The organism is Amycolatopsis sp. WQ 127309 (assembly GCF_023023025.1).
Lineage (GTDB): Bacteria > Actinomycetota > Actinomycetes > Mycobacteriales > Pseudonocardiaceae > Amycolatopsis.
In genome coordinates this window covers 6,369,905-6,396,081 of record NZ_CP095481.1, presented here as the reverse complement: position 1 = coordinate 6,396,081, position 26,177 = coordinate 6,369,905, and the positions used below count along the sequence as shown (strand labels likewise).

The window sequence follows — 26,177 nt, the reverse complement described above, 5'->3', positions numbered from 1 at the left end:
GTGGGCGCTACGATGACCAGGTGGCGGCGGTACGGGCGGCGCAGGCCGAGAAGACCAGGCAGGCGGTGCTGGACACGGCGCGGATGCTGTTCCTGGAGCACGGGTTCGACGCCACTTCGCTGCAGCAGATCGCCGACACCATGGGTGTCACGAAGGCGAACGTCTACTACTACTTCCGCACCAAGATCGCGATCCTCGAGGCCCTGCTCGAACCCACGGTCGCCGCACTGGCCGCCGGGCTCGACGCACTCGAGCGGATCGCCGACCGCGACGAGCGCCGCGAATCCTTCGTCACGCACTGGGTCGGCCAGGTCGTCACCGCGTACCGCACGCTGGCGCCGATGAGCCACGCCGACCCGATCGTCCGGCGGCACCCCGGCATCAGCCGCACCCTCGACGAGCTGGCCGACCGCGCCCTGCACCTGCTGTTCGGCCCGGCGCCGACGGCCGACCAGATCGCGGCCTACTCGCTGATCAGCGACCTGGGCGTCGTGACGCGCCGCCTCGACGCCCTGCCCGACGACGAGCTTCGCGCCGTCCTCACCCGGCTGTGCCTGCGGGTCGTGCGGGACTGAGCGGAACACCGAGGGTGCTCAGGTGACGTAACCGGCCCGCACGTGCGCGAGGTAAGCCTCCGGGCCGCCGTGTGCGCGGTCCTGAGCGCCGGGGCGGGTGTGCGTCAGGGTGCGGTTCCGGCCCACGCGCAGCGTGGTGGTCGCCGCGCGCCCGGCCGCCGGCAAGTCATCGGCGCTCTCGAGGACGTGCACCTCCGGCGGGAACATCGCACGCGCCTCGGCGGCAGAGGCCGCCGGCGGGTGCCCGGTGCGGTTGGCGCTGCTGACGTGGAGGTGCCCGATGGCCGTGAGGATCGGGCGCACCGGATCCCCGCACGCGCCGAACACCAGCGCGTGGCCGTCGCGGGTGGCCGGTGACGCCCAGCCCGGCGCCCGGCCGCTCACCACGGGCAGCAGCAGCGTCAGCCGTTCGCGCACCAGGAGCTCGCGGGCGAGCACCCGGGTGGCGTCGTCGAGGTCGAGGGCGGCGGCGAACTCGGACCAGGGCTCGTCGTCGACGAGCCACAACGCGACGGCCTGGTCCGCGGGGCGGCCCTTGGCGGTGTTGACGACGCCGGGCGCGGTCGCGGCGACCACCGAGGTCAGCGGGTACGGGTTGGGGAACACGACCGCCGAGCCCGCCCGCAACGCCTCGGCGGCCGCGGCCGGCTGCGTCAGGGTCGCCGTCACGTCGCCGGCACCGCGGCGGTCGCGCGGAACGCGTCGACGAACCCGACGAGGCTCTCGACCGGGATGACCGCTTCGTTGCGGCGGAACGCCTCGGCCTTCACCCACGCCAGCGCCGCCGCCGTCTCCGCGCGGTCTAGCACCAGGCCCGCCCGTTCGCCGACCGCGCGCAGCACCCGGGCGCTGGCCAGGTGGGTGAGCACCACGGCAGGCTCGATGCCCAGCACCGCCGGGTCGAAGGGCTGGAACGTCGCCGGCCGCACGAACGGCGTGCCGGTGGAGATCGTGCCGACCCCGGTGCCGACGATCGGGGTGGTCACCGTCAGCGGCAGGCCCGTCTCCGCCGCCACCGCGCGGGCGATCGCGGGAATGCGGGTCAGGTCGGGCGCCGTGTGCCAGAGGTCGGCCTCGCCCAGCAGTTCGGTGGTGCGGCAGGCGAGCAGGAACAGGATCTGCTCGGTGGCGACCATGCCGCTGCGTTCCGCGACGCCCAGCCAGGAACTCGACACCACCCGGACGCCGGCCCGGACCGCCGCCAGCGTGTTCGCCAGGCCGAGCCCGAGGTCGTTGTGCAGGTGCGAGGCCAGGACGACGTCGTCGGTCACCCGCTCGATCAGCCCCTGGAACAGCTCGGCGCACCGCTCGGTGAGCAGGTCACCGGTGGTGTCGGCGACGACGATCACGCCGGCGCCGGCCTCGGTCAGCGCGTTCGCCGCGCCGGCCAGCACGTCGAGGTCGGCGCGCGGCGCGTCGGCGAAACACACGTCCGGAATGACGCCCGTATCGCCGTCGCGCACGGCCCGCACCAGCGGGACGGCGTCGGCCAGCGCGTCGACGGCGGGGCGGTGGACCATCGCGTCGGCCATCACGTCGGACGCGGGCACCACGATCATCACCCGCGCGTTCGGCGCACCCCGCACCGCGTCGCACGCTTGCCGCACGTCGTCGAGGGTGGCCCGGCAGACCGCGGCGGGACTCACGAACCCGGCCGCCTCCACCGCGACCCGGCGGGTGGCGGCGAACTCTTCCGCGCACACCGCGGGGAATCCGGCCGCGAACACGACGTGCCGGGGCCCGTCACCACCGAAGACCCGGCCGTGCTCGCGGGCCAGCCGGACGCGGAAGTCCCCGCTCATCAGGGTTTTGCCCTGCGCGCCGTCGCGGGCGGACTCCTCCCACAGCACCAACCGCCCGCCCAGCGCGGATTCCCTGACCAGATCCGGCGTGCCCATGGTTCGTCCTCGTCCTTTCCGGCGGTCCGGATGCGCCACCGGAACGAAGACAAGTGAACGGGGCCGCGGCGGACCGCGTCAAAGTGCCGACGATCACACAGCGTCCCGGCATTTCGCGCTTCGGTGACGGTAAGTGGTCAAAGCAAGAGCAAGAGCCGCGAGAATCCCCTCGGACGGCGGATCGACGGCTCACCACCGCGTGAGGATCACGTGACACCGCCGCCGTTTCCCGGCTCGATGATCAGCCGATCGGACGATTAGTCTTCGGCGTACCCGCACGCCCGAGACCGAGCGCATTGCCCACGAAGGAGCGCCCTATGGACGAGAACCTGCTTGACGAGCGGGACGCCGCACGGCGAGTGGACGACGTCACCACCGCGTTGGACCGGCTGGCCGGCACCTTCAAGGAGGAAGAAGCGCTGTCGGTGGTCCTGCAGCGGGTGTGCCAGCAGGTCGTGCACGCCGTGCCGGACGCGGAACTCGCCAGCATCACCCTGCTGCGCGAGGGCAACCCCTACACCGCGGCGTCGACCGGTGACAGCGCGCACCACATCGACCAGGCCCAGTACGACGCCGGGCAAGGCCCCTGCCTGGAGGCCGCCCGGACCGGCGAGCTCCAGCGGGTCAAGGTGACCGAAGCAGCGCAGCAGTGGCCCGAGTTCGCCGCGGCCGCGGCCGAGTCCGCGGTGCTCGGCTACCTGTCCGCGCCGCTGTTCATCGACCGCGAGTACCACGGTTCGCTCAACCTGTACGACACCGGCGGCAACAGCTTCGGCGCGCTCGACGGAGCCCTGCTGGCGCTCTACACCACCGCCGCCGAAGCGGCGCTGCGCAGCACCCGCCGACACCAGACGGCCCGCGAGACGATGGAACAGCTCCGCACCGCACTGACCTCCCGGGCGGTGATCGACCAGGCGAAGGGCATCTTGATGGCCCTACACCAAATCCCGGCCGACGACGCCTTCGACCTGCTGGTCAAGGCGTCCCAGGAGAAGAACCTGAAGCTGCGCGAAGTCGCCCAGGACTTCCTCACCACCGCCTTGGCCGCCCCGAACCGCCCTTGAGCGCACAGTCGCCCGCTTATCGCCGCGCTCGAACGCCCGGTCACGCCACCGGAAACCACTGGGAGCCGATCACCGTCGAGACCATCTACCCGGCAGTCATCGTCTCCATCGACGAGAACGTCCCCAGCAAGCAGGCCGACGGGCCGCGCGGCTGCACCGTCGCCCTCGCCGCCGACAACCTGACCGCGTAACCGCGCTGTCCCTGCTTCCGTCTGTGCCCCGGCACATTCGGGCTGTCTGCTTGGATATCGCTGTGACCGTGTACGACCTTGCTCGTCACCTGCCCGCCGTCCCCGACCTGCGCGCGCTGTGCCGTGCGCTGGCCGCGTTGGACGTCGTGCTGAGCCCCGGCAGCGAAGACCGGTACCACCTCTACGACACCGCCTGGGCGCCTGGCGAGGAGCTGGCGTCCATGCGGGACGGCGCGGGCAACGAATACTCCGTCGTGTTCACGGCCGCGGGGGCGTACGTGCGCGGTTTCGACCACGAGTCGCCGATGAGTCCCAACGCCACCGACGACGAGGAACCGTGGCCCGGTGTTCTCGACGCCGTGCCCGACGTGTTCCGGAAGTGTGTGGCGGAACCGGCGTTCTCCGACGAGTACGGCACGCCGTACGTCACGGTCTGCCTGTGGCGTGAGCACGGCGACACCGTCTGGCAGCACGGCGTCATCGCGTTCCCCGACATGGGCGACGACGGTGCCGACTGGCTGTTCGCCCTGCTGACCGACGGCACACCCGAGGCGTTCCGGGAGTGGGCGCAGGCCTACTACGAACGGCCGATCGACCTCGACGCGGTGCGCCACTTTTACACCGGGCACCCGCTGACCGCGAACGTCGTGACCGCGCTCAACTCCACCACCACCCTGGCGGCCGTCGCGGATCGCGTAGCCGCAACCGGCTACCCGATCCGCTGACCGGTGATCACCACCGTGCCCGTTCGCACCCGCCCCGACAACCTCCCCACGTCCTGCTGATTGGTCACTCTTGACTGCCTACCAACTAGAAGGTAGAAATAGTCGCGTGACCACGACAGCGGATCGGATCCTGGACAGCGCTCAGACGCTGGTGCAGGTTCGGGGGTACAACGGCTTCTCCTACGCCGACATCAGTGCCGAGCTGTCCATCACGAAGCCGAGCATCCACCACCACTTCCCCACCAAAGCCGCACTGGCCGAGGCGCTGATCGCGCGTTATCGGGAACGGTTCGCCGTAGCGCGGAAGGAAGTCGACGACGACGCGGCGGGCGCACGGCAGCGCCTGGTGGGTTACGCCGGGCTGTACGCCGAGACCTTTGCCCAAGGCGGCCGCATCTGCCTCTGCGGCGTCTTCGCCGTGGATGCGGAGAGCCTGCCCGTTCAGGTCCGGCAGGCGACGGACGCGTTCTTCGCCGATCAGCGGCAATGGGTGGCCGGCGTGCTGGCCGAGGCGGGCATGCCCGCCACCCGGACCGGCGCGGCGGCCGAGGCTTACCTGGCGTCCCTGGAGGGGGCACTGCTCCTGGCCCGCGCCCACGGGCAGCCGGACGGCGCCGCCGGACGGGACCCGGACGTGGTCCGGTCGGTGGCGGCGACCTTGGTCGACGCCCTGCTCTGAAACCGCAGCACCACGACGCCTTTTCGCATGACCACTCAACCTTCCAACTAGTAGGTAGTCAGATGAGGAGAACCACCATGGGACAGGACTTCACCGGTCGCAAGCTCGTCGTAGTCGGCGGCAGCAGCGGCATGGGCCGTCAGATCGCCGAGGACGTCGTCACCCGCGGCGGCAGCGCGGTCGTCATCGGTTCCCGCCCCGAGCGGGTCGAGAAGACCGTGGCCGACCTGGCCACCCACGGACAGGCCTGGGGCATCACCGCCGACCTGCGCGATCCCGCCGAGGTGACGCGGGTGCGCGAGGAACTGGCCGGCCGGCACGCCGACGCGACGTTGCTGGTCAACGCGGCAGGCGTGTTCAGGCCGCTGCCGTTCCTCGAACACACCCCCGCCGACTACGACGCCTACCTGGACCTGAACAAGGCCACCTTCCTGATCACCCAGACCGTGGCGCAGAACATGGTGACCAGCGGCCGCGGCGGCGCCATCGTCAACATCGGCAGCATGTGGGCGAAGCAGGCCATCGCCGCGACCCCGTCATCGGCGTACTCGATGGCCAAGGCCGGCCTGCACGCCCTGACCCAGCACCTCGCCCTGGAGCTGGCCGCCCACAAGATCCGGGTCAACGCCATCTCCCCGGCCGTGGTCGCCACCCCCATCTACGAGGGCTTCATCCCACCGGCCGAGGTCGACACCGTCCTGGCGGGATTCAACGCCTTCCACCCGATCGGCCGGATCGGCACCACCGAGGACGTCTCCGCCGTGGCCACCTTCCTCCTCTCCGACCAGGCCGGCTGGGTCACCGGCGCGATCTGGGACGTCGACGGCGGCGTCACGGCAGGCCGAAACCAGTAACCACCAAGGCGCGGCCAGGCCTGTACGGGTTTGCCGGTCCGGAGCCCGTACAGGCCCTCGCCCCCTTGGGTGCTCAGCACTTCGCCCATCACAAGGCACAACTGCGGACACCACCGGTTCGAGACCACGTCGCGGTCAGCCTGCTGCTGGAAGGCGTTGAAGATCCCGCGATCGCCGAACTCGCCGGCCTGAGCCGGCAGGCGAACGGGTGGGACACCGAACCACTGGTGGCCGCAGCGTGCGAGCGGCACGAGATCGTGGTTCCCAACTGCGACGAGTCAACGATTCTCCTCGCCCGACTGATGGCCGACGACGTCCGTACCCGGCCGACCGTGGTCACCGCACCGATGACCCGCCTCCTTGCCGGGCTCGCGCCCCCGGACTTCGAGTCGGACCTGGCCAGCCGATGCTTCACCGCGGAGGAGTACCTGGATTGCGGCTGCGCCGAGGTCGACCTCGGTTTCGAGGCGGAACTGCAATCGATGCCGACGCTGGGGCTGTCCGCACCTGTCACCCAGGCACTCGCACGACCACTGCGTTCAACGCTTCCCACGACTCAACCCGCATACGGACACCACGAACACTGATCGCGCGAGGTCCGAACACCGACAACGGGGACGCAGCCTGCTGCCGCCGACGCACTGACATGCCGAAGAGCGGACGCCTGGCGAGACTGCGGCACCGTGGCTCGGGTCAGCACTCCACGGCTACTGCGGTCTTGCCGCTCACCCCAGTGCGCGGCCGGCAAGGCCGCGGTAGCCGTGGGATTCGGCGATTCGCAGGGCCGCGCCGAAGTAGTGGTCGGCCTCTGCCCGGGTACCGGCGGCGCGGTGGATGTGGGCCAACTGCAGGAGTGCCTCACACTCCTCGAAGCGGGTACCGAGCCGACGGGTGAGGTGGAGCGCGTGATGGGCGTTGAGCAGCGCGAGCCGGTACTGACTGCCCGCGAGGTGGCCTGCCGCCAAGGCGGCATACCCGGCTGCTTCGGCGGCGGGGTCTGCGGCGGACTCGATCGCGGTTTCAGCGAGGTGCACCGCACCTGCGTGGTTGCCGACGCCGGCATGGACCGTACTGAGCACCGTGAGTGCACCCGCCTCGATGCTGCGGTTGTTGATACACCGGGCCTGTTCGGCAGCTTCTTCGGCGGCGTGACGCGCTGCGACGTAGTCACCGACACGGACGGCGACCCGGGCGACCAGGAGGAGGGCGCAAGGGTCATCGGCCACCTGCTGCTTGTAAATGGCCGCGGCCTTCGCCAGGTCTCCACGGTGTTCGTGCAGGATGCCGAAGCTCAGCTGACGACATGGATTGGGCGCGTCCTCCAGCGCGATCGCCTCCGCGAAAGCTGTGGTCGCACGTTCCAGGTCTCCGGTGGTCAGGTGAAGCGAGGCGAGGTTGCTCAACACAGCGGTCGTGCCGCGGCGGGACCGCAGTGCTCGGTAGAGGTGCAAGGCGGCTTCGAAGTGCCTGATCGCGGGCGGGAAGTCGCAGCGGAGTGCGTGGGATGCCGCGAGGTGGTTGTGCGCCACGGCGCACAGATCGGGCCGGCCGGTAGCGTTCGCCGATTCCAGCCCGATCCGGGCGAGTTCTGGCCCTTCGACAGACCAGGTATTCATGCAGTACCCACGCAGGGCGTCGACGAGCCGGCACACCAACACGGGGTCATTGCGCGTGTGGGCGTGACGGATCGCAGCGACCAGATTGGGGAATTCAGTCCCGAGCCATGCCCGCGCGGCATCCCGGTCAGCGAACGCATCCGGATGCGAACGCGGCCCGGGCAGGCGCAGCATGGGCGAGTACAAGAGATCTGCCGCCGCGTCGGCATAGGCGAGATAGTGCCCGAGAAGCGCTCGCGTCGCTGCCTCGCTGTCGTCTTCGGTCTGGGCGCGTTCGGCAGCGTACTGACGGAGCAAGTCGTGCAGGCGGTAGCGGTTCGGTGCGTGCTCTCGAACCAGGTGCGCGAAAGCCAGGCGCTCCAGCTGGCGGGTGATCACTGCGGTCGGCGCACCGGTCAGCGCACCGGCAGCGTCCGGCGTGATGTCGCCCCCGGGAACCAGGCCGAGCAGGCGAAACGTACGGCGGGTAGCGCCGTCGAGAGCCTGGTACGACAGATCGTAGGCAGCGCGGACCGCACTGGTGTCGCCGTCGACGGTCAGGCTGTTCAGCACACCCTGGTTGCGCATGTCGGAGAGGTGGTCGGTCACCCGGCGCCCGGCTCGGTGCCGAATCTGTGCGCCGGCGATGCGCAGCGCGAGGGGCAGCCGCGCACACGCCTCGGCGAGTTCGGCGGTGGCCGTCGGTTCTTCTGCCGGGCGTTCTGCGCCGATAGCAGCGGTGAGCACAGCGACAGCGTCGGCCGGCGGCAAGACGTCCAAGCTGATGCGGTGGGCACCCTCGATGGCGACCAGTCCGTCCAGGCGGTTACGGCTGGTGACCACGACCGCGCAGCTCGAAGCCGCCGGCAGTAGCGGCCGAACCTCGGCGGCGTCGGTGACGTTGTCCACGAGGCAGAGCACGCTTTTCGCGGCGAGCACCGACCGGTACAGCGTTGTCGCCTCGATGACGTCGCGCGGAATCTGCTGAGCCGGGACACCGAGCGCCCGGAGGAACCGCGCAAGGACCGAGCCGGGACCGCACGTGTCGTGGAGGTCGGCGTAGAGCTGGCCGTCGGGGAACTGCTCGCGGACTCGGTGCGCCCACTGGGTCGCCAACTCGGACTTGCCGGCTCCCGCAGTCCCGGCGATGACCACGATGCGAGGACCATCGCCGGAGAGCAAAAGCCGGTCCAGCGCGAGGAGTTCGGCGTGACGCCCACGGAACCCGGTGGCCGCTCGGGGCAGCTGCGCGGGCGTCACGGGCAATGTGGCGGGAACACCGCGTTGCTGCAGGACCGCCGAGTGGGTGTCGCGCAAGTCGGGTCCTGGCTCGGCGCCCAGCTCATCGGCCAGCCGGTCGCGGATGACGCCGTAAGCGTCCAGCGCGGCCGCCTGCTGCCCGGCGCCGGCCAGCGCAAGCATCAGCAGTGACCACAGCCGTTCGTGGAGCGGGTGATCGGCGATCAGCCGGCGCAGCTCACCGGCAACGTCGGCGCACGCCCCGAGGTTCAACCGAGCCCGGCAGTCGTCCTCGACGACAGCCCACCGGGCCTCGAGCAGGCGCTGGGCCTCACCGTCGATCGCCGGGGTCGGGGGTAGACCGGACAGCGGTTGCCCTCGCCACAGGCTCAACGCCTGCCCAAGCAGCTGTGCGGCCAACGCGTCGTCTCCAGCCACGAACGCACGATGCCCGTGACCGGCGATGCGGTGGAACCGTTCGACGTCGACCTCGTCCGGCCGGGTTTCGATCAGGTACCCGCCCGCCCGGGCCTGAATCCGCTGCCCGCTGTCCAACGCCGCGAGCTGCCGTCGCAGCCGCGAAACGTGCGTCCGCAGGTTCGCCATCGCCGACGCCGGCGCAGCTTCCCCCCAGACGACTTCCACCAACCGCTGCAGCGGCACCACCACGTTGGGCGTCATCAGCAGGGCCGCGAGGACAGCGCGTTGCCGCTGGGAGGGCAGCCGCAGATGCTCGGCGCCCGATCGCACGTCGACCGACCCCAGGAGCAGGAACTCCACGACACCCCTCCGCTCGATCCCGCGTTATCCCTCGATGTTCGCCGGATGTGCTGATCGTGTACAGCCCGGGTGCGATCGTGAAACCGCGGATCGCTCGCAGCCGGCACACACGGGGAGACGAGGGGGCTCGCCGTTCGACCCGCTGTGGGTGACCCGCGAAAGTAGCAATGCCGATCCGGACCATCCGCCCTCTCCAGCGCAACCCGTGTCCGCCTCCGTCTTAGCAGTCCGACCAGGCCGATGCAGAAAACCGGCAAGCGGTTCACACGGATGGCCGTGCACTCTAGTGCTTTGGTCACCCGCGGGGCTGATTTTCGGGACCAGTTGGAAGGCGGAACGCTCGTGGCGTCCAAATGGAATCTTTCACCAGGGAGAAATTAATGAAATTGCTAGCATTTGTCCTTACCATGTGCATCGGAATGGTCGGACCGGTCGGCATAGCCGGCACTAATCCGAATGATCACAGTGCGGCGCCGTCGGCACAGGCGAAAACCGCGGTAACGTCGGTGGTCCGCACGACTGTCGCTGCTTCGGGAATTCCCGCTCCGGCGACCTGGGATGCCGAGACCGGCGCCGCACTCGCCCCGTGGGACTGCAGCCCCGGCAACGTCTGCTTCTGGAACGGCTTCGGCGGTACCGGTGGGCGATGCATGTGGAGCGTCGCCGACCCGGACTGGACATCGGGTGCCATTCGGTGTTCCTGGGCGACCACCGCCGAGGTGAAGTCGGTCTACAACCGCGGCACCTCGTCCGGTTTCGCCGGCGTCAGGTACTACCGGAACACCGGCTACAACAACTCGGTCGGATGCACGAGGCAGGGTCAGAAAGGTGACCTCGCCGGCACTTATCAGGTCCGTTCACACCAGTGGGTGACTGGCAGCTGCGGCTGACCGGAACGGCAGGGCGCGCCCTTCCAGGGAATTCGTCCGTTGCGCGGCACGGTGGCGGACACAACCATCGCCACCGTGCCGTTGTTCTGAGACGGCGCAACATCCAAACGCTGATGGGTGACCGCCACACTCTCAGCGAGGTGGGCCAGCTCGGATGGGCGAGGCGAGCTCTGTCGAACATCCGCTCATGCCGCTGATCAGTCGCCCGCTGGGAGTGGTCATGGTTGCGGTTGATGTCTCCGACACGTGAGGATGCGGCTGGAGTGAGCTGGAGGATTCGTGCACGAGTTGAGCGATCAGGAGCTGGTTGCCGAGCGCAACCGCGGCCTCTTCACCCGGGCTGCCGGCTTCGAAATCGAGTTTTCGCGCGCGGCAGCAGCACAGCGCTACGGTTCACGGACGGCCAGGGTCAGCCGATCGCCGGCTTCCCGTGGTGGGACGACGTCTGCCGCGATCTGCGGGCGTGGACCTTGGCTGATGTCCCCCTGGGCGATGTCAGCCATTCGTACTGCGATCTTGACCAGTGCTGGCACATGCACCCGCACATGCTGCGCCACACCTTCGTCACCACGATGCTGGACGCCGGAGTCGACCTGCGGGACGTGCAGATCGCCGCTCGTCACGCCGACCCGCGCACCACCATGCGTTACGACCGGGCACGCAAGAACCTCGACCGACACCCGAACCACATCCCCGACGCCTACATGGCCTCCGGCACCTGACCACACGAACCTGGCGATGACCGTGTGAGCTAACCGCAGATATTCGTGGGTTGTGATGCGCTGAAGAGGCTAGGTCGACTGGTGTCCGCGGCTGATCCAGCTGCGCATGATTTCGGCGGCCAGCCAATGCCCGCGGATTTCTGCTTCTTCGACAACAGGCATGCCGTTGCAGCGCCGCAACGGGTCGGCTCCGCGGGCAAGCAGGAACGCGGTGGTATCGGCGTGGAGTGGCTCGCCAGTCTGAACATGACCATCGTGTTCGACGTCAATGGCGTGGCGCAAAAGGGTCCAGCCGTCCCCGCAGTCGTCTTCGACATCGTGACCAGCGTCGAGCAGGTCTCGTAGCTGGGGCAGGTCTTCGTGTTCGACGGCGTGGTGAGCTGGCGAATAGGACATTGTGCGGCCTCTGCATAGTCGATCGGGTGCTGGTGCTGCCGGCACGGTATCGGCCGTGGGCAGGAAGCCGCTCGGCTGCGAGGGGGCTCGATCAGTGTCAGTGGCTGTCGGCGATGGTGTTCCGGGGTCGTAGCGGAGTTGCGCGTCATCGGGGCTGGTGCCGAGGTGTGGACTAGCTCGTGCCAGCGCCTGGCCCGGCATTGGTCGTACCGCCATTCAACAAAGTAGCCGATGAGCGGACGCAGATACGGTCGATCGGTGCAGTCAGCCACGACCGCACCGGCTACCTCAGCTGGGCATCACCCGGCGCCGACCAGGTGCCGTCGAGATCAGATCTTCGACACGGAGCCCGCGTGCGGCGAGGCAGTGACGGATCCACTCCTGTTGGTACCGACTCCGGTTGTCCCAGGTGAACTGCAACGCGTCTTGAGGGCGACGTGGACCGGTCGACCGCAACCCGGGCACGAGGTTGTCACATATGTCCGCCAACTCATGGATCTGCTGCTGGTAGTCACAACCGGGGAAGAACTCATCGCACATGCTTTCCCGTCGATGCGACATCGCCCTCATGAGCAGGACCGATTCGTGAACTACCGTGACGATCGCCTCCGCGATCACCGACGCCCGGCCTGACTTGCCCCTCCACATGAAGGGCAGTCTCCCAGAACCGTCCTCGCGAGCTGAGCGCACGCTCGTACCACTGGTCCGGCATTCACATCCGGACATGCCGATGAGCGGGCGTTCGGCGCCAGAGTCGGCCAGTTCAGTCAACGGCCGCTGGTGGCGGTTTCAAGCCGATCGCACCTCGTCGAGTCAGAGCAACTTCACCGGGTTTCGGCAGCACGCCCACCCCGGGGAACGCGGGAGCGCGCGGCCCGGTCGGCTGCACGAGGACGCCCTGCAGGCCCTGGCCGTGGCACTCGTCCACCAGCTTGACGGCGTAGACCGGGTCGACTCCGGGCACGGGCGCGGCGCCCGCGGCCCCCACCCGCGCGGCCGCCCGGTCTTCCCGGGCGCCGAGCAGGTGCGGCACCGACGTCGCGGTCAGCAGGACGGCGACGCCGCGGCCGACCCCGGCCGCCGTGAGCGCCAGCCGGGGCAGGGCCGTGTGGGCCCCGCCGCCACCGAGCGCGAGCCGCATCCCGAGCCACGGGTCGTCGCACCAGCGCCGGATCATCGGGTCGCCTCGAGCTGCCGGGTGCGGCCGTCGCGGACGACGACCTCGCGGTCCGAGTAGGCCGCGACGCGGGGTTCGTGCGTCACCAGGACGATCGCGGCGTTCCGCTCGCGGGCCGCCGACGTCAGCAGCTGCATGACCTGTTCGCCGTTGAGCGAGTCGAGGGCGCCGGTCGGTTCGTCGGCGAAGACGACGCGGGGGCCGGTCAGCAGGGCGCGAGCCACGGCGACGCGCTGCCCCTGCCCGCTGGACACCTCACCCGCGCGCACCCGCAGGCTCGCCGCCGCGCGCGCCTCCGTCGGGCCGTACGTCTTCCGGAGATCGGTGGCTTCGAGCAGGACGCCGGTCACGCGATCTCCTTCGCCGGCTGGTCGAGCCGGGCTGCGGTCAGTTCCAGCCAGCGGAGGTCGGCCTCCAGGTGGAACGGCGCGTGGTCGCAGATCAGCTGGTCGACGAGGTCACCCCGGGTCTTGCGCCGGGTCAGCTCGCGCATCGCGCTTCCGCTCGGGCCCGCCGTCGACCTCGACGTCGTCGGCCTCGACGAGCCCCTGTTCGAGCAGCCGCGCGAGGGTCGGATAGACCTGCCCGTGGTGGACCTGACGGTCGTGCCCGAAACGATCAACGACGGCGTCCGGCGTCCTCCGGCGATCGGAAAGCGGCCACGTCGAACACCGCGGTCGTCGTCACGACGGCCCGGACGCACCCCTGCGGGCCGGGGACGCACGTGGTCCCGATCCGGCGCACCGAGACCGTGCGCCAGGACCACGCGCAAGCCGGCGTCGCGGCCTCGGCCGGCACCGGCGTGTCCAGGGCGAGGACGACCAGGACGGCCGGCAGCAGCGTCCTCCCCCGCACGCGGCGGCGTCGCTCGCGCGTCAGCGGACCGGGGCCCGGCTCGGCGCCCTGCTCATCCCTCGTGCTCGGCCCATCGGAAACCTCCCCGTTCCCGGCTCCGCGGATCGGAGCGCCGGGTCAGGCTGCCGCGAGGACCGTGCGGATTCCTTGCGCTGACCTGCAACGCGCAGGTCAGCGGGCTACCAGGGCTTCCTCCGCCTTGGCGGGCCGCTCGGCGGCGGTCCCGACGGCCGGCGCGATCAGGACGGCGCACAGCGGCACCGCCATCGCGATCGCCGCGAGGACGAACACCGGGAACAGGAACGAGAACACCTCGGTGCCCGCCGGGTCCGGGGCGGACATGTCCATCTGCATCCGCACCGCGGCCATGCCCGTGTAGTGCATGCCGGTCACGGCGACGGCCATCACGAACCCGGCGGCCACGCGCAGCACCAGGCGGTTCAGGACGATCGCGAACCAGAGCGCGGCCGTCGCGGCGACCACGGCGATCACCACCGACAGCACCACCAGCGGCGTGTCGTAGGTGAAGCCGCCCTTCACCCGCAGGGCCGACATGCCCGTGTAGTGCATGACGTTGACCGCGAGCCCGGTGATCAGGCCGCCGAGCAGCAGCCGCCAGCCGATCCGGGCCTGGCTGCCCGCCACCAGCAGCCCGACGAACACCGCCGCGACCGCCAGCAGCGCCGACAGCACGGTGCGGAAGACGTCGTAGCGCACCGGCATGCCCGGCGTGCTGAACCCGAGCATGGCGACGAAGTGCATCAGCCAGATGCCGACACCGCCGATCGACACCGCCGCCAGGACCAGCCACCGCAGGCGGTGACGCGGGTCCGCGGCGTGCCGGGCCTGCACGGCGCAGGCGAGGCCAAGCACGCAGCCGACCACCGAGGTGAGGTAGGCGAGCACGAGCAGCCAGCGCCCCAGCGCGAAGTTCTCCGCGTGGTCCATGGGTCAGTCCTTCCTCCGGGGCACGGCCGGGGTCAAAGATCCTTCAAGCCGTGCAGCACGCGTTCCATCAGGTCGTGGCGCTCGCCCCAGGACGACGTGTCCGAAAGGGTGTCGCGGACGATGACCAGGCCGTCCTCCATCAGGTCCGCGACGAGCACGCGGACCACGCCGAGCGGCAGCACCAGCAGCGCGGCGATCTCCATCAGCGACCGGGGGCGGGCGCACAGCTCCATGACCTGGGCCAGCGCACTCGTCGAGTGGTAGGCCTCGGTCCGGCCGGCGGCCGTCGTCTCCACGAGTGCCTCGACGGCGATCTCGACCACCGGCGCCGTCCGGCCCTCGGTCCAGGAGTAGGGCCGCGCGAGCGACGGGGCGTGGCGCGGCTCCTCTCCGGCCGGGCCGAACGGCGGGTACTCCGTCACAGGCGGTCCTGAGCCACCGGCATCTCACGCGCGGGCACGTCCACCTTCTGCCCGACCCGCTCGACCAGCATCGTCATCTCGTAACCGACGAGCCCGATGTCACAGCTGGTCGTGGCCAGCACGACCAGGTTGGAGCCGTCGCCGACGCTCATCAGCAGCAGGAACCCCTGCTCCATCTCGATGACCGACTGCACCACCCGGCCCGCCGTGAACAGCTCCGCGGTGCCGAGCGACAGGCTGTGCAACCCGGCCGCGATGGCCGCCAGCTGGTCCGCCCGTTCGCGCGGCAGCGTCTCGTCGGCCGCGACGAGCAGTCCGTCGGCGGACACCAGCACGGCGTGCGCCACGCCCGAGACGTCCTGCACGAACCCGTTGACCAGCCAGTTCAGCGTGGCCGTGCGCTCGGGTGGCGGCGGCGAACCGGGGAACACCCCCAGGGTGCCGCTCAACGTGCGGCTCGCGGCCTCGGCGCCGGGGGCGCGCCGCTGGTGAACCTCGGGCAGTTCCGTCATCGCGGATCCACTTCGTCCTTTCCGGATTCTTCGGCGCGTGTCGCGGTCTGCTGTCGCGCCGCGCGCATTCCCTGGTAGTGCCGGGACAGGCTGTTCCGGACGGCGGAGGCGTCCCGGAACCCGCCGCCGGGATCTTCACGCACCCGCGGGACGACCGCGCCGGGCGCGAGCTGCGCGCCGGGCCGCCGGGTCGGCAACCCGGCGTCGGTCAGCTTCGGCGCCGCCGCCGGTTCGAGAGCTTCTTCCGCGGCGTGCCGCGCGTGCTCCGCCGCCGGGGTCGCCCACTCCGCGGCCGGTTTCGGCTTCGGTTTCGGCGTCACGGCCGCCGGGGGCGGCGCGGGCGCCGGGGCGGGAGCAGCGGGGGCCGGCGGCGGTACCGGGGCGGCCGGCAGGCCGGGCAGGGGTTCGATCGGCTCGGTGAACCAGCTCGTGACGACCTGTTCGAAGATCGGCGTCGGCGCCTGCGGCGGCACCAGGACCGGCCGGGAGGACCCGTTGCGGCGCATGACCGGCTCCGCCTGCCTGCCGGCGCCGATCGGCCGGGCCAGGTCGGCGAGGATCAGCGCGCCCGGCACGTGCACGCTGGCGGTGACGCCCCGGTGCCGGCCGCTCGGGCCGGTCGGGCGCAGCCGCACCGTGACGCCGTGCAGCGAGGCGAGCCGGCCGACCACGAACAGGCCCATCCGCCGCGTCGTCTCGGGACCGACGGACCCCGCGGCGGCGAGCCGCTCGTTGACCGACGTGATCTCCTGCGGCGTCATGCCCAGGCCCTGGTCGACGACCTCGATGAGCAGGCCGCCGTCGGCGCCGCGGTCGGCGGTCAGCGCCACCTTGTGCTCCGGCGGCGAGAACCGCGTCGCGTTCTCCAGCAGCTCGGCGAGGATGTGCACCACGTCCGCGGCCGCCTCGGGCTGCACCGAGCTGCGCGGCGCGTTGCCCATCGCCACCCGCCGGTAGTCCTTGACCTCGGACGTCGCGGCCCGCAGCAGGTCGCGCGTGGGCACCGGCTCGCGGCCCTGGCGGACCGGCCGGCCACCGGCGAGCACGTGCAGGTTCTCGCCGTTGCGGCGCAGCCGGGTGGCGATGTGGTCGATCCGGAACAGCTCTTCGAGGCGGGCCGGGTTCTGCTCCCCCGACTCGAGGTCTTCGATGATCGACAGCTGCTGCTCGACCAGCGACTGGCTGCGCCGCGACAGCGTCATGAACATCTCGCTGACCTGCTTGCGCAGCTCGGCCTGCTCGACGGCGAGGCGGACGGCCTGGCGGTGCATGTCGTCGAAGGCGCGGGCCAGCTGCCCGATCTCCTCCTCGGTCTGGACCGGCACGGCCGGCACGGCGCGCCAGTCGACCTCCTTGCCGTCGCGGACCTGCCGGACGGTCTCCGGCAGCTGCTCGTGGGCGGCGTGCAGGGCCGCCGCGCGCAGCCGGCGCACCGGCCCGACGAGTGACCGCACGACCAGCAGGGCGACGGCGAGCGCGGCGAGCAGTGCGCCCAGGACCAGCGCCGTGTCGCGCAGGGAGTCGGCGCGGGCGCGGTCGGCCGCCGACGACACGTTGTCGGCCAGCTGCGTCGCGACGTCGTTCAGCACGCCGGTCACCCCGGGGACTTCCGCGGTGATGGACGGGAGGAAGGACGACAGGGCCGCCGTCCCGGTGCTCTCGGGGTCCTGCAGCGTGCCGAGCCGGTTCGCGGCGGGGCTGGTCGCGGCGGTGAACCGGGTCCGCAGGGCGCCGGTCAGCTGACGGCCGGCCTGCTCGCCGAGCACCGTCTGCTCGGCGGCGGTCAGCACGGCCGCCGGGCGCAGGGTCGCGTCGTCCGGGCTGGCCTGCGCCGCCCGCACGTACGTCTCCTCGGTCGCCAGCTCGGCCCGCAGGTGCACCAGCAGCCGGGCGGTGTCCGCGGCGACGGCGGTGTCGCTGCCGACGTCGGCCGGGACGAGGGCGGGCACGAGGTCGCCGAGCGAGGCGATGATGTCGTTGTACCCCGCGGCCTTGGTGCGCACGTCACCGTTCGCGGCGCCGGCGGCGCGGATCCCGGCGAGCTTGCCGAGCGCGGTGTTCAGCGAGCGGCCGGTGTCCGCGGGCAGCGGCGCGAAACCGGTTTCACGCTGGATGGCGGCCACTTTCGCGTCCACCGCGGTGGTCAGCGTGTTGGGCGCCCCGCCCGGTACCGCGACGGCGGCGACCATCTCCTGGCTCAGCGACGCCGTCAGGTCGATCGTGTCGTGCAGGACCGGCAGCCGGTCGCGCGCCGCGCTGAGCGTGGTGGCCCGGTCGAGCTCACCCTGGATCCGGACCACCGCCAGCGCGACGGCGACCAGGACGGGCAGCAGCAGGACGACGCTGATCTTGGTGCGGACGCTCCAGTGCGCCGGCCACCACGGGGCGTCGGCCGGCCGGCGTGGCGTGGACCCTCGTTCAAGCATGGTGGAACCGCTCGATTCCCAGCCGACGCGCGGCTGACGTCGAACCCGGACAGGACGAGATCACCCCAGGGCCGATCACGCACCGTCTCGAACGATCTTGGACACCGGCACCCGAACCGGTGAAATTGCGGCTTTCCCATTGACGTGGCGTGACCGAGCCGGGTTGCAGAGAACATCAACTCCGACGCCCCTGTCAAGCCCGACACCGACATTTTCGACAGCTCGGCGCGAATTCTTTCCGACACGCCCGCACATATCACGCATCGTGTCCCGCCGACTCCGCCTTGCACACCGTACAAGCAGGTTCGCGCAGCTCCGCGCCTTACTTAGGCTGGCTCACGATGTGCCCGAAGGGATCTTTTCCGGCGTCGGCAGAATTACCCACAACCGTTACACAGTCGCGACATCGGCACAATTTGACAAAGAGCACCGAGCATTGTTCGTTATTAATTTCCGGCACGCACCGCGAGTGCGTCGCACACTCTCGAACATCACAGCCCGTGACGCACACCACACACCCTGATTCCGGGCAAACCACTCACGGCACGCACCCGATCGGTCGCGCAGTGTCATGCTGGAGGGACGCAGCGATCTTCGGGAGGGTCACGGATGAGCGGGACGCACCAGCAGTGGGACATCGTCACCAGCGTCGGCCTGACCGCGCTCGCGGTCGCGTCCGCGCGGGCGATCGCGACGGGTTCGGCCGGCGGCCTCGTCGACGACCCGTTCGCGGCCGAGTTCGTCCGCGCGGCGAACCCGCCCAAGCCCCTGCCGACCGGCCCGGCCGACGTGGACGGCGACGAGATGTGGAGCTCGATGGCCGTCTACATGGGCCTGCGCTCCCGCTTCTTCGACGAAGTGGTCGTCACGTCCGACGCCCCGCAGGTGGTCATCCTCGCCGCCGGCCTCGACGCCCGCGCCTACCGCCTGGACCTCGACGGCCGCGACGTCTTCGAAGTCGACCAGCCGCGGGTCCTGGCGTTCAAGCAGCAGGTCCTCGACGACCTCGGCGCGCTGCCTCACTGCCACCGCCACCCGGTCGCGGCGGACCTGCGCCACGACTGGCCGGCCGCGCTGGAGCAGGCGGGCTTCGACCGCACCCGCCCGACGGTCTGGCTCGCCGAGGGACTCCTGCCGTACCTGCCCGCGCGGGCCGAGGAGGAGCTGTTCGAGGTGGTCCACGCCCGTTCCGCGCCGGGCAGCCGGTTCGGCGTCGAGCAGGTCCCGGGCGGCGACGTCGAGGGCATGAACCGGAGCATGGAGGCGATGCAGGCCGCCGAACGCCTGGGCATCAGCATGGCGGGCCTGCTCAACACCGAGCCGCGCCGCGACCCGGCGGCCTGGCTGGACGGCCAGGGCTGGCGCGTCACCACCGACATCGCCGACGCGCTCGCCACCCGCTTCCGCCGTCCCCTGCCGGCCTACCTCAACGATACGATGGCGAAGGCGGAACTCATCCGCGCCGACCTGCCGTATTCGCAGTAGCCGTTATTGACAAAAGACTGACACATTCCGCGAACTCCGAGTGACGACCACTCGGCCATCAGCGTGATCTCTTCGGGCCGCGTAACAAATTCGGTGCCGCACCCGACCGTGCCGGAGCACGGGTGCCAAGATGACACCACGGTCACCGCGGAACGCACGAGGTCATGCATGCCAGAGAGATTCCGGTCCAAAATCGTCGACGCCAGCGCGTTCGACAAAGGGGACACGTTTTCTTTCGAAACGCAGCCGTACCTCACCGAGCTGTTCGAAGCGGTGCGCGACCGCACCCGCCCGCTGACCATCGTGGTCGGCGCGGGCGTCTCGATGAACTCGAGCCTGCCCTCCTGGCCTTCGCTGATCGCGAAGATGACCGAAGCGATCGACGACGAGGACATCCGCACGATCGCGCTGGCCGACCGGTCCGACCTGATGCGCAAGGCCGAGATCGTGCTGCAGCTCATCAAGGACGCGAACCGCAACATCCAGGACCACGAGGTGATCCGGGACGCGCTCTACCAGCGGGACCTGCGGGTGACCCCCGGGCTGCTGGCGCAGTCGATCGCCCGGCTGGCCTACACCCGGCGCACCGACTGCCGCCTGCTCACCACGAACTTCGACATCATCCTCGAAGAAGCGCTCCTGGCCTATTTCGCCGAAGCCGACGTCAAAGCGTTCTCGATCCGGCCCGGCGGCAAGAAGGACTGGGCGGCGTGGAACAAGAAAGCCGGCCACATCGGCGTGCTGCACCTGCACGGCCTGGTCCGGCAGGCGCGCAACCCCGAAGAACCGATCATCCTCACCGAATCCCAGTTCCTCAAGTACGGCGCGGAAGTCCGGGCGATCCTCACCGATTCGATCAAGGACTCCTGCACGATCTTCATCGGGTTGAGCATGTCCGACCCGAACCTCGTGGGCCCGCTCTACGGAAGCGCGCCCACGAATTCGCTGCGGTTCTCCCTCGTCGTGCCGCCGGCGGTGAAGAACGTCTCCCCGACCCGCGCCGCGGCCTACGCCATCAACTCCGCTCGCTACCTCGAGCAGACGCTGGGCCTCAAACCCATCTTCCTGAAGTCGTACTCGCAGCTCAACCAGGCGATCTCCGACCTCGCCCTCGCCGTCGTGGAGCCCGAGCGGTACCGGCCGGAGGACGAGGTCGAGGACTCCCTGGTCTACAACCGGCGCTTCGCCAAGGCCCTGGACGACTGCTACACGGCCGTCGGCTGCGAGCCGGACGCCGAGATCCCGGCCGGTCAGGCCGCGGAGGACCTGACCACGAAACTGCACGACGCCCTCAGCATCCCCGGCGGCCCGCTGGACGTCCTCGAAAAGCTCTCCCTCGAGTACGACGACCACGTCCTCGGCGGCAACGCGGGCGAGAACTTCGGGCTCTTCCTGTGGCTGCGCAGCCGGCTGCAGGAGAACGGCCGGCGCCGCTACACCATCAACCTCGTCGGCACCTCCGTCTACACGCACCGCGAAGAATGGTCGCTGCGGCACCACGTGACCATCGACCGGGGTTCCGACTTCGCCGCGGCCCAGGCGGTGTTCACCGGAAACCTCCAGGCGGCCAACCTCAGCCCGTCACCGATCGCGCAGATCTGGCGCGGCATTCTCGCGGCACCCATTCTCGTTTCGGGAACCGGGAGCGAGAAAATGATCGGGCCCGACGCCGCGGACATCCTCTCGGTCGGCGCGATCACGTTGAATTCGACCTACGTCATCAAGGCCAACGGCGAAGAAGTGCCGCCCGAGCACCTGTCACTGATCAGCAAACTGGATTCCGAGCGCTACAACCATCTGCTCGTCAGCCTCCAGCGGGCCGCGGAGCACGCCATGGACCTCGGCTGAGCGCTACTTCTTCTTGTGCGGCTTGGCCTTGATCACCGGCACCGGGCCGGGCACGGTCACGTAGACGGAACTCCCGACCTTGCGCCGCGGCGACTGGCCGATGATCGGTTCACCCGGGCTCGACGTCGGCGAGGCTTCCGGCGCGCAGGCCGCTGCATCCGTGCTCATGGCGTCAGCACACCCTTTCGCGCCGCGTACGGGATTCCTCTGCGGGAACGATGACACAACGCCCTGGAGAAAAGCTCGAACCGCTTCCCAGGTTACGCCGACCGGGGGACGAATCCGTCCAGGCGCTCATGCGATCACCCCTCCGCGGCGGTGTCACATTCCGCGCCGATGGTGCTACGGGTCGTAGTAGTGCGCGCAACCGCTCAATGCCGGAGTCGCCGGCCCCGAATCCGGCGTTACAAAAACGGCGGATAGCGGATCGCGTGGTCGTCCGGGTCGGGTTCCACCACTACCGCGCCCGGGTCCTGCGGGTCGTAGCGGACCCGGACCTTGGTGCCGCGGGCCGGGGACTGCATGACCGGGGTGACCATCGTCGTCACCACCGTGCGCTCGCCCGTCTCCGCCGGGAAGCGGACGTGGACCGTGAAGCGCGGGTTGCCCATGATCCAGACGTTGGTGAACTCGACGTGCGTGACCTGCCCGGTCACCAGGCGGCCGCGCTGGGCCAGGGCCTGCGCGCGGTCGTCCGCCTCCGCCGTGGTGAGGAACGCCCGCAGCAGGACCACGACCATCACCAGCGCGACGAGCCCGGCCACGGCCGGCACCAGGTACGGCTCGTAGTAGACGACCCAGTCGACGTCCGACCAGGGCTCGGGCGCGCCGTCGAGGAACGGGAGCCGCTGCCCCACCGCCTCCGGCCGCGTCCACGACGGGATCGCCACGCCGCTGCCCAGCGCGATGCCGAGGGACGCGGCCAGCGAGCTCGCCCGGAAGCCGGCGCCCATCCGGCCCAGCGACACCCCGCCGCTCCACAGCATCGCGAAGCCGAGGGACGACGCCGCCGTGACCGAGAGGCTGAAGAACAGCACCAGGGACACCGCCGGGCCCGCGTCGGCCCCCCACGCGTCGACGCGGTTCAGCGACATCAGCCGGAACGTGTCCAGCAGCCCGAGGGCGCCCGACCAGCCCGCGACCGCCCAGGCGAGCGTCGTGGGCACCCCAAGCAGCCACAGCCGGCGGCCGGTGCGCCGCGGGTTCTCCGGCAGGCCGAGTGCGAACACACCCGCCCCCTAGACGATCGGGCCGAACACGGCGACCTTCGCCGGGTCGGCCGGGTCGACGCGGGCCTCGTGGCGGGTGCCGGGCGCGTACTGCTGGATCGTCGCCTGCGGTGCGATCAGCTGCGCGACCGTCCGGTACGGGACGCCGCCGCTGCGGGTGACCTCCAGCGTGGCGGTGTACTGGGCCTGTCCGGCGATCGTCCGGCCGGTCGGCTCCAGCGCGCGGACGACCAGGGTGGCCGGCTCGCACGTGTCGTAGAGCCGGCGCAGCTCGGTGCCGTAGGCCTGCAGCTCCTGCTGCTGGCGCAGCTGCTCCGCCATCGGCAGCGCCAGGAACGCGGCCATGTCCGGGTCGGCGTTCAGGCTCCGGAACGCCTGCGCGGCCGCCTGCGGCGTCGGCAACTGCGGGGTGATGTCGTAGCCCTGGGCCGCGGCCGCCCGCCGGAACTGCTCGGCGTGCTGCTGGAACTCCTGCGCGCCGCGGGCCGCGCCCTGCTGCGTGGCCTCGTTGACCTTGTCGCGGATCTTCTTGAACATCGGGTCCCTGCCTTTCGCTGTGCGGTGTGTGCACAGCTTCGGCGGGCCGCGCCGCTACCGAACCCAGGTTTGCCCGTCCGCGGCGGCGTCGAGGCAGGTCAGGGCCGCCCAGAAGGCCGGCGAGCGGGCCGGCTCGGGCCGTTCGCGCCACCGCGCGAGCCGGGTCCGCTGCCACTCGCACAGCTCGGTGACCGGGTCGTCGCCGGCGAGCGCGGTGTCGACGGCGACGACCAGCTCGGCCATCGGGTCCGCGCCGGGCACGGCGGCCGACGTCGGCAGCGCCCAGACGGTCGCGGCGACCAGCCCGGCCCCGGCCGCGACGGCGGCGAGCAGCACGCCGAACGGTTCGGCCAGGCCGAAGTCGCTCGCGCTGGCGCAGCCGATCAGCGCCACCCGCGCCGGCATGGTGTCCACTCGCGACAGTGCGAGATCGGCGGCGGTGAACGGCCGGTGCGCCCCGATCGGCGCGGCCGTGCCGGGCAGCTCGGCCGCACACGACAGGTGCAGGGCGGTCTGCGCGCCGTGGTCGTCGCGCACCCGGCTGACGTGCCCGACGAACACCAGCCGCGAGCACGGCCGGGCCAGCAGCTCGGCGAGCAGCCGCCGGTCGGTGTCGGTCCGCCGGACGAGGTCGAGGCCGTTCGCGGCGGCCGGGTGAACCGGACCGGCTCCGAGCCGCGCGTCCAGGTGCCGGATCAGCGGCGAGCCGGCACTTTGCTTGCCGAGCACGGACCCCAGCTCACCGAAGGCGCTCTGGCCGGGAATCCGCGGGTCGAGCAGGTACCCGGGCGGTCCGTCGGCGGCGGGCGGCTTGCGCGGGATCCCGGCGGGCGCGAGCAACGCGACGTCGGCGACGTCGAGGACGCGGTCGTCGCCGACGAAACAGGAGTCGACCTCCTCGATCGTTCCGCGGGCCGGCCGCCGGTCGGGCAGGGCGAGCAGCCCCCACGGGACGTCGGCGAGGCGGGGCGAGGGCTGGACCCGCAGCAGCGGCCGTCGCCCGGACGCCCGCCGGAGCCGTTCGACGAGATCGGCGGGCAGCAGGTTGAGGGCGAGCACCCGGGCCAGCCGCTGTTCCCCGGCGGCGCTGCCGAGAGCGTCGTCGGCCAGCGACCTTCGCACGGCGTCGGCGACGCTCTCCCCTTCGTGCGGCGTCGGCGACGCGGCGGCCAGGAAGCCGCGGACGGTCTCGACGAGCCCGGCGTCGACGGGGTGGGTGTGGACGGTGTCGAGGTCCTCGGTGGTCCGCCAGCTGAGGAAGGTGTGCCCGGCATCGGCGAAGCGCAGGACGAAGGTCTCGCGTCCCGGCTCGGCGGCGGGCCAGGTGGCGACGGTCTCGGTGGTCGGGCGGCGCAGGTGGTACCGCTCGGCGGCGAGGTCGAGCCAGCGGTCCAGTTCCATGGGCTGACGAGGCGACCAGCGCAGGTCGGGCGGCGGGGCGAGCCGGAGAGGCAGGCCGGAGGTGACGGCGCCGAGCGCGGCCAGCGGCAGCCGCTCGTCGGCGACCGCCTCGGGTCGCGACCGCCCACGAGCCTCGGCCAGTGCGTCGGGGAGCGCGGAATCACCAGCCGGCGCCGGATCCAGCGTCGGCAATGTGCCGGTGAGGTCGAGGGAACGGACCTCCGTGTAGGCCCCGACCGCGCACGTGCGCTCGATCAGCTCCGCCGTCAGCCGCGTTTCGCCCAGCTGGGCCAGCAGCGTCATCAGCAGCTCCGTCGCCGGGCCCGCGACGCCGCTCGCCCACGCCGTGCGTGCTTCGGGTGCGGCGAACTCGAAGCGGTACTCCTGCGCCGCCAAGGCCACCGGCAGCAGCAGCTCCAGGGCCGCTCGCGGGTCGTCGCCGCTCGCGTGGCCGATCGTCGCCGTCACGAAGTCCGCGCGCAGGCACTCCAGCCACTCCCCCGAGGCCCGGGCCGACTGCTGGGCGCGGGCCGCGTGTTCCTTCGCCGCCGGCCAGTCGCCCTCGGCGGCCGCGCAGCGGGCCAGCGCCAGGTCCAGCCGGCGCGCGCCCGGGGTGTCGCCGTTGGCCGTCCACAGCTTTCCCGCGTGCTCGAACTGGTCCCTGGCCTGCGCGACGTCACCCGCGAGCAGCAGGAGCGCGCCCAGCGCGTGACTCGCCTCGGCCACGTCACCGGTCAGGCCCGCCGACGCGAGCTCGTCCCGGGCCGCGACGATCGCCGTGATCGCGCCCGGGAAATCCCCGTCGAGGGCCCGGGTCTCCGCCAGCTGGACGTCGAACTTCGCCGCCGTCGGGCTGCCGTGCCGGGCGCTCAGGCGCAGCAGGTCCGCCGACGCGTCCTCCTCCTCACCGCCCGCCTGCCGGACGCGGGCGCGTTCGGCGCGCGCCATCGCCTGCAGCGAAACGACCTGCTCGCGCACCTCGTCGACGTCCGCGATGCGCGCCAGCGCCGCCAGGATCCCCTCGAGCGCGGCCCGCGCGCCGGCCGGGTCGCCCGCCGCCACCTGCACGCGCACGTCGAGGATGCGCAGCTCCAGCTCGTCGGCGCCGTGCGGGTCGAGCTGCTCGCGCGGGAACTGCCCTGGCTCGGCCGCCTTCCGGAACGCCGCCCGGCGGCGCTGGTCCGCGAGCAGCTCGCGTGCCCGCGGCAGATCACCCTCCTCTGTGGACAGTGAGATGAGCACGCGTTCGGCGATCTCGCGCGAACCTTCGATCATCCGCAGCTCGACGTACTGTCCGAAGTGGACGATGGCCTTGGTGATCACGCCGAAGACGGTCAAGACGGCCTCGGCGCACTGCCGCGCGTTGCGCAGGTCGCCGGCGGAGTAGCAGACCGTGGCCAGGTCGCTGACGGCGGCGAGGTCGAGGTCGGTCCGGTCGAGCCGGTGCGCGAGCTGCCGCATCCGGGCGTACTGCCGCTGCGCGCCCGTGACGTCCCGCGCCGCGGCCAGCCGCTTCGCCACACCTTGGACGTCGACGGCTTCGACGAGCAGTGCGTGGTACTCGGCCTCGGTCAGCGAGCACGCGGGAACCTCGCCGTAGCGCGCCGGATCCAGGCCGAAATGTGGTGCGACACAACGGCAGTTGTAACCGTGCGAACTCGACCCGGCCAGTTCGGGCGGCAGCGGCCGGTCCGGCGGGGTGAGCGGGGGCGGGAAGCCGGCGAGCACG

Annotated in this window: 25 protein-coding genes and 2 pseudogenes; 12 read left to right on the top strand and 15 right to left on the bottom strand. The window is 71.0% G+C overall.

Annotation, left to right across the window (positions count from 1 at the left end; genetic code table 11):
* Positions 1-20 precede the first annotated feature (20 nt).
* A complete protein-coding gene (locus MUY22_RS29250; protein ID WP_247049833.1) occupies positions 21-575 on the top strand; it encodes a TetR/AcrR family transcriptional regulator in 555 nt (184 codons plus the stop codon).
* Between the two features lie 18 nt (positions 576-593).
* Here MUY22_RS29250 and MUY22_RS29245 read toward each other — a convergent pair whose 3' ends face one another.
* Complete coding sequence (locus tag MUY22_RS29245) at positions 594-1,244, bottom strand: hypothetical protein (protein WP_247049831.1); 651 nt, start codon at positions 1,242-1,244, stop codon at positions 594-596.
* Positions 1,241-2,473 carry a 2-isopropylmalate synthase gene (locus tag MUY22_RS29240; RefSeq protein WP_247049829.1) on the bottom strand — a complete coding sequence of 411 codons (1,233 nt, stop codon included), beginning with the start codon at positions 2,471-2,473 and terminating at the stop codon, positions 1,241-1,243. The genes MUY22_RS29245 and MUY22_RS29240 overlap by 4 nt, the downstream gene beginning before the upstream one ends.
* Positions 2,474-2,790: 317 nt before the next feature.
* Between MUY22_RS29240 and MUY22_RS29235 the strand changes: the two genes are divergently transcribed.
* From MUY22_RS29235 to MUY22_RS29210, 6 genes are all read left to right on the top strand, one after another.
* On the top strand, positions 2,791-3,537 hold the full coding sequence (locus MUY22_RS29235; protein ID WP_247049827.1) for a GAF and ANTAR domain-containing protein: 747 nt from the start codon (positions 2,791-2,793) through the stop codon (positions 3,535-3,537).
* Positions 3,534-3,728, top strand: coding sequence for a hypothetical protein (locus MUY22_RS29230; RefSeq protein WP_247049825.1), 195 nt, complete (start codon positions 3,534-3,536; stop codon positions 3,726-3,728). Before MUY22_RS29235 ends, MUY22_RS29230 begins: the two co-directional genes overlap by 4 nt.
* Positions 3,729-3,796: 68 nt before the next feature.
* Positions 3,797-4,453 carry a hypothetical protein gene (locus tag MUY22_RS29225; RefSeq protein ID WP_247049823.1) on the top strand — a complete coding sequence of 219 codons (657 nt, stop codon included), beginning with the start codon at positions 3,797-3,799 and terminating at the stop codon, positions 4,451-4,453.
* A 106-nt stretch (positions 4,454-4,559) separates the two neighbouring features.
* Entirely contained in the window at positions 4,560-5,132 is a 573-nt protein-coding gene (locus tag MUY22_RS29220; RefSeq protein ID WP_247049821.1) for a TetR/AcrR family transcriptional regulator, read from the top strand.
* A 77-nt stretch (positions 5,133-5,209) separates the two neighbouring features.
* A complete protein-coding gene (locus MUY22_RS29215; protein WP_247049819.1) occupies positions 5,210-5,986 on the top strand; it encodes an SDR family NAD(P)-dependent oxidoreductase in 777 nt (258 codons plus the stop codon).
* A gap of 65 nt (positions 5,987-6,051) precedes the next feature.
* Positions 6,052-6,573, top strand: a complete 522-nt coding sequence (locus tag MUY22_RS29210; protein WP_247049817.1) for a hypothetical protein — start codon at positions 6,052-6,054, stop codon at positions 6,571-6,573.
* A 138-nt stretch (positions 6,574-6,711) separates the two neighbouring features.
* On the opposite strand, the gene MUY22_RS29205 is transcribed toward MUY22_RS29210, so the two are convergent.
* On the bottom strand, positions 6,712-9,600 hold the full coding sequence (locus MUY22_RS29205) for an AfsR/SARP family transcriptional regulator (RefSeq protein ID WP_247049815.1): 2,889 nt from the start codon (positions 9,598-9,600) through the stop codon (positions 6,712-6,714).
* A gap of 419 nt (positions 9,601-10,019) precedes the next feature.
* Between MUY22_RS29205 and MUY22_RS29200 the strand changes: the two genes are divergently transcribed.
* The 3 genes from MUY22_RS29200 (at position 10,020) to MUY22_RS29190 (ending at position 11,557) form a co-directional block, all read left to right on the top strand.
* On the top strand, positions 10,020-10,490 hold the full coding sequence (locus MUY22_RS29200; RefSeq protein WP_247049814.1) for a peptidase inhibitor family I36 protein: 471 nt from the start codon (positions 10,020-10,022) through the stop codon (positions 10,488-10,490).
* Positions 10,491-10,723: 233 nt separating this feature from the next.
* On the top strand, positions 10,724-11,212 hold the full coding sequence (locus tag MUY22_RS49780; RefSeq protein ID WP_371827497.1) for a tyrosine-type recombinase/integrase: 489 nt from the start codon (positions 10,724-10,726) through the stop codon (positions 11,210-11,212).
* A gap of 81 nt (positions 11,213-11,293) precedes the next feature.
* Positions 11,294-11,557 (top strand): hypothetical protein, encoded by a 264-nt coding sequence (locus MUY22_RS29190; RefSeq protein WP_247049810.1) that lies wholly within the window; start codon positions 11,294-11,296, stop codon positions 11,555-11,557.
* An 814-nt stretch (positions 11,558-12,371) separates the two neighbouring features.
* On the opposite strand, the gene MUY22_RS29185 is transcribed toward MUY22_RS29190, so the two are convergent.
* From MUY22_RS29185 to MUY22_RS29150, 8 genes and pseudogenes are all read right to left on the bottom strand, one after another.
* The gene (locus MUY22_RS29185) at positions 12,372-12,785 is read right to left on the bottom strand and encodes a hypothetical protein (protein WP_247049808.1); all 414 of its coding nucleotides are present in this window, start codon (positions 12,783-12,785) and stop codon (positions 12,372-12,374) included.
* Positions 12,782-13,057 (bottom strand): annotated as a pseudogene (locus tag MUY22_RS29180) (ATP-binding cassette domain-containing protein); the annotation flags it as partial. The pseudogene MUY22_RS29180 and the gene MUY22_RS29185, both read right to left, overlap by 4 nt.
* Before the next feature lie 74 nt (positions 13,058-13,131).
* Positions 13,132-13,405, bottom strand: a pseudogene (locus tag MUY22_RS29175) (PadR family transcriptional regulator); the annotation flags it as partial.
* Positions 13,404-13,640 carry a hypothetical protein gene (locus tag MUY22_RS29170; RefSeq protein ID WP_247049806.1) on the bottom strand — a complete coding sequence of 79 codons (237 nt, stop codon included), beginning with the start codon at positions 13,638-13,640 and terminating at the stop codon, positions 13,404-13,406. The pseudogene MUY22_RS29175 and the gene MUY22_RS29170, both read right to left, overlap by 2 nt.
* 171 nt (positions 13,641-13,811) lie before the next feature.
* Positions 13,812-14,588 (bottom strand): MHYT domain-containing protein, encoded by a 777-nt coding sequence (locus MUY22_RS29165; protein WP_247049805.1) that lies wholly within the window; start codon positions 14,586-14,588, stop codon positions 13,812-13,814.
* Between the two features lie 32 nt (positions 14,589-14,620).
* Entirely contained in the window at positions 14,621-15,010 is a 390-nt protein-coding gene (locus MUY22_RS29160) for a DUF742 domain-containing protein (protein WP_247049803.1), read from the bottom strand.
* A complete protein-coding gene (locus MUY22_RS29155; protein WP_247064187.1) occupies positions 15,007-15,513 on the bottom strand; it encodes a roadblock/LC7 domain-containing protein in 507 nt (168 codons plus the stop codon). Before MUY22_RS29155 ends, MUY22_RS29160 begins: the two co-directional genes overlap by 4 nt.
* Before the next feature lie 5 nt (positions 15,514-15,518).
* Positions 15,519-17,948, bottom strand: coding sequence for an ATP-binding protein (locus MUY22_RS29150; RefSeq protein WP_247049801.1), 2,430 nt, complete (start codon positions 17,946-17,948; stop codon positions 15,519-15,521).
* A gap of 609 nt (positions 17,949-18,557) precedes the next feature.
* Here MUY22_RS29150 and MUY22_RS29145 point away from each other — a divergent pair.
* Complete coding sequence (locus MUY22_RS29145; protein ID WP_247049799.1) at positions 18,558-19,433, top strand: SAM-dependent methyltransferase; 876 nt, start codon at positions 18,558-18,560, stop codon at positions 19,431-19,433.
* A 168-nt stretch (positions 19,434-19,601) separates the two neighbouring features.
* Positions 19,602-21,281 carry an SIR2 family protein gene (locus MUY22_RS29140; RefSeq protein WP_247049797.1) on the top strand — a complete coding sequence of 560 codons (1,680 nt, stop codon included), beginning with the start codon at positions 19,602-19,604 and terminating at the stop codon, positions 21,279-21,281.
* A gap of 3 nt (positions 21,282-21,284) precedes the next feature.
* Here MUY22_RS29140 and MUY22_RS29135 read toward each other — a convergent pair whose 3' ends face one another.
* The 4 genes from MUY22_RS29135 to MUY22_RS29120 form a co-directional block, all read right to left on the bottom strand.
* Positions 21,285-21,449 (bottom strand): hypothetical protein, encoded by a 165-nt coding sequence (locus tag MUY22_RS29135; RefSeq protein ID WP_247049795.1) that lies wholly within the window; start codon positions 21,447-21,449, stop codon positions 21,285-21,287.
* A gap of 236 nt (positions 21,450-21,685) precedes the next feature.
* Positions 21,686-22,510, bottom strand: a complete 825-nt coding sequence (locus tag MUY22_RS29130) for a DUF3592 domain-containing protein (protein ID WP_247049793.1) — start codon at positions 22,508-22,510, stop codon at positions 21,686-21,688.
* A gap of 9 nt (positions 22,511-22,519) precedes the next feature.
* On the bottom strand, positions 22,520-23,047 hold the full coding sequence (locus MUY22_RS29125) for a hypothetical protein (protein ID WP_247049791.1): 528 nt from the start codon (positions 23,045-23,047) through the stop codon (positions 22,520-22,522).
* Positions 23,048-23,101: 54 nt separating this feature from the next.
* Positions 23,102-26,176 carry a hypothetical protein gene (locus MUY22_RS29120; RefSeq protein WP_247049789.1) on the bottom strand — a complete coding sequence of 1,025 codons (3,075 nt, stop codon included), beginning with the start codon at positions 26,174-26,176 and terminating at the stop codon, positions 23,102-23,104.
* Between the last annotated feature and the right edge of the window lies 1 nt (position 26,177).

Excerpts from the sequence above, each read along its gene's own strand:
- MUY22_RS29240 (WP_247049829.1), bottom strand. The coding sequence starts at position 2,473 with ATGGGCACGCCGGATCTGGTCAGGGAATCCGCGCTGGGCGGGCGGTTG.
- MUY22_RS29235 (WP_247049827.1), top strand. The coding sequence starts at position 2,791 with ATGGACGAGAACCTGCTTGACGAGCGGGACGCCGCACGGCGAGTGGAC.
- MUY22_RS29215 (WP_247049819.1), top strand. The coding sequence starts at position 5,210 with ATGGGACAGGACTTCACCGGTCGCAAGCTCGTCGTAGTCGGCGGCAGC.
- MUY22_RS29200 (WP_247049814.1), top strand. The coding sequence starts at position 10,020 with ATGGTCGGACCGGTCGGCATAGCCGGCACTAATCCGAATGATCACAGT.
- MUY22_RS49780 (WP_371827497.1), top strand. The coding sequence starts at position 10,724 with ATGTCTCCGACACGTGAGGATGCGGCTGGAGTGAGCTGGAGGATTCGT.
- MUY22_RS29185 (WP_247049808.1), bottom strand. The coding sequence starts at position 12,785 with ATGATCCGGCGCTGGTGCGACGACCCGTGGCTCGGGATGCGGCTCGCG.
- MUY22_RS29165 (WP_247049805.1), bottom strand. The coding sequence starts at position 14,588 with ATGGACCACGCGGAGAACTTCGCGCTGGGGCGCTGGCTGCTCGTGCTC.
- MUY22_RS29150 (WP_247049801.1), bottom strand. The coding sequence starts at position 17,948 with ATGCTTGAACGAGGGTCCACGCCACGCCGGCCGGCCGACGCCCCGTGG.
- MUY22_RS29145 (WP_247049799.1), top strand. The coding sequence starts at position 18,558 with ATGAGCGGGACGCACCAGCAGTGGGACATCGTCACCAGCGTCGGCCTG.
- MUY22_RS29140 (WP_247049797.1), top strand. The coding sequence starts at position 19,602 with ATGCCAGAGAGATTCCGGTCCAAAATCGTCGACGCCAGCGCGTTCGAC.
- MUY22_RS29135 (WP_247049795.1), bottom strand. The coding sequence starts at position 21,449 with ATGAGCACGGATGCAGCGGCCTGCGCGCCGGAAGCCTCGCCGACGTCG.
- MUY22_RS29125 (WP_247049791.1), bottom strand. The coding sequence starts at position 23,047 with ATGTTCAAGAAGATCCGCGACAAGGTCAACGAGGCCACGCAGCAGGGC.